Origin of the sequence: Mesorhizobium sp. M7A.F.Ca.MR.148.00.0.0 (assembly GCF_003997735.1) — a bacterium.
GTDB lineage: Bacteria > Pseudomonadota > Alphaproteobacteria > Rhizobiales > Rhizobiaceae > Mesorhizobium.
This window is the reverse complement of sequence record NZ_RZTB01000160.1, coordinates 6,580-8,474: the sequence shown is the minus strand read 5'-3', so window position 1 is coordinate 8,474 and position 1,895 is coordinate 6,580. Positions and strand designations below refer to the sequence as shown.

Here is a 1,895-nt window from a genome sequence, read left to right as displayed (position 1 = left end):
TCTTCAATTGGCAAGCCGGGCTGGGTTCGGCCGAGGGCTGGATCTGCGACTTCTCGTCGACCCACAGCACCACGGCATGGGCCGGCGGATAGACGTACAAAGCCAACGATGGTCGTCAGCTTCTCGGCGAAGGCCGGGTCGTCGACATGCTTCGGCGGGACCGGCGCGCGGTACCAGGCGAAGGCAAAGTGGAAGGTGCTTGTTCCAAGGGTTCAATTGCTCCGTACAGAAGCGCGGCTCAAGAACGTTCGTGTCCTCGCGCGAGCGCCCGATTATCTGCACGCCCATCGGCAAATCTCGCTGGTCGAAACCTGCGGGAATACCGATAGAGCGTTGCCAGCGTCAGGCCGATGACCCTGCATCCATCAGTGATAGGTATGCATTGTCCGTCTATTGATCTCCTTGGGCCAATGGATCGATGCGTCGAACGAGAAGTCCTGGGCCGATGGGAGCGCGACAGATAGTCGTACCGATAGTCCTGAAGGTTCTGCAAAAAGCTCTGGAGAGAGAACAGGCCTTGCCTTCAGGCGAGGCGGCCATGGCACGCTGGTGACGTTGCGATCACCGATTCCCGTGGAAGGGTGAATGCCATGACCAATCGAGAAGTTAGACTGAGCAGAGGCGAGTTGAAAGCGTTGCTGTTGTCGGATGAGGACGGCTTTCGCAAGTATTGCAGACTGTGGTGCAGGAGGCTTTGGAAGCCGAGATGACGGAGGCGATCGGGGCCGAGAAAGGCGAGCGGACGACGGAGCGGGTTGGTTACCGTTCCGGCTGTTACGAACGCAAGCTTGTGACGCGGGTTGGCGTGCTGGAGCTTCGGGTTCCGCAAGATCGGGCCGGCCGGTTCTCGGCGGAGTTGTTTGAGCGTTATCAGCGCTCGGAGAACGCACTGGTATCGGCGCTGGTCGAGATGTACGTGCAAGGTGAAGGCGATCACCGAGGAGCTGTGCGGTCATGCCTTCTCGGCCTCGACGGTAAGCCAGGCGACGGCGCGGCTGGATGAAGCCCTGAAGGCGTTCTTTGAGCAGCGGCTTGCCGAACCTTACCCGAACCACATTCTGGATGCGCGCTATGAGCGGGCGCGCGAAGCCGGCGTGATCGCCAGCCAGGCGATGCTGGTGGCGATCGGGGTCGACTGGGAGGGCCGGCGCCAGGTGCTCGGTGTCGAACTGGCCAACCGGGAAAGCCACTCGAGCTGGCGCGCGTTCGTGGCCGGGCTCAAGCAGCGCGGGCGTCGAGTTTGTCGTCTCCGACGACCATCCGGGGCTCAGGGCAGCGATCCGGGAAGTCCTCGCCCGAGGCAGTCTGGCAGCGCTGTTACGTGCACTTCCTCAGAAACGCGCTCGATTATGTGCCGCGCAAGGTCGATGACGACTGCCTGATGGAGCTCAGATGGTTCTATGACCGGCGCGACCTAGGAGGTCAAGCGCGACCTGGCGCAGTGGATCGCCAAATGGCAGGCCGATACCCGAAGCTGGTGGATTGGGTGGAGAACAACATCGAGGAGACGCTGAGCTTCTACCGGCTGCCGCTGCCGCATCACAAGCACATGAAGTCGACGAACATGCTGGAGCGGCTGAACCAGGAGATCAAGCGGCGCACCCTGGTCGTTCGCGTCTTCCCCAACCCGCAGAGCTGTTTGCGGCTGGTTCGGGCATTGGCGGTGGAGATCCACGAGAACTGGCTCGAGGCGACCCGCTACCTCAACATGGATCATCTGCGCGAGCACAAGAAGGAGAACCTGAGGGCACTGGCCGCCTGAGACGCGGCCGCCATGTCCGCCGCTCCGCTAAACACGGGGGCTGCGCGGCGGACACGCCAATGTCACCGCTGTGCAGAACTTGACGCACACAACTTTTGAATGTCAGATGCGCTTCCTCGACGAGATTGAGGAA

The 1,895-nt window shown here is 61.6% G+C and carries 1 protein-coding gene and 2 pseudogenes (1 of these 3 running past the window's edge); 2 read left to right on the top strand and 1 reads right to left on the bottom strand.

What is annotated here, in order from left to right:
• A pseudogene (locus EOB49_RS31010) lies at positions 1–143 on the bottom strand (IS630 family transposase) (its annotated part extends 481 nt beyond the left edge of the window); the annotation flags it as partial.
• A 563-nt stretch (positions 144–706) separates the two neighbouring features.
• Here EOB49_RS31010 and EOB49_RS38715 point away from each other — a divergent pair.
• Together EOB49_RS38715 and EOB49_RS38710 are read left to right on the top strand one after the other, a co-directional pair.
• Positions 707–1,382 (top strand): annotated as a pseudogene (locus EOB49_RS38715) (transposase).
• Positions 1,322–1,762, top strand: a complete 441-nt coding sequence (locus EOB49_RS38710; RefSeq protein ID WP_275955036.1) for a transposase — start codon at positions 1,322–1,324, stop codon at positions 1,760–1,762. Before EOB49_RS38715 ends, EOB49_RS38710 begins: the two are co-directional and overlap by 61 nt.
• The last annotated feature ends 133 nt before the right edge of the window (positions 1,763–1,895 follow it).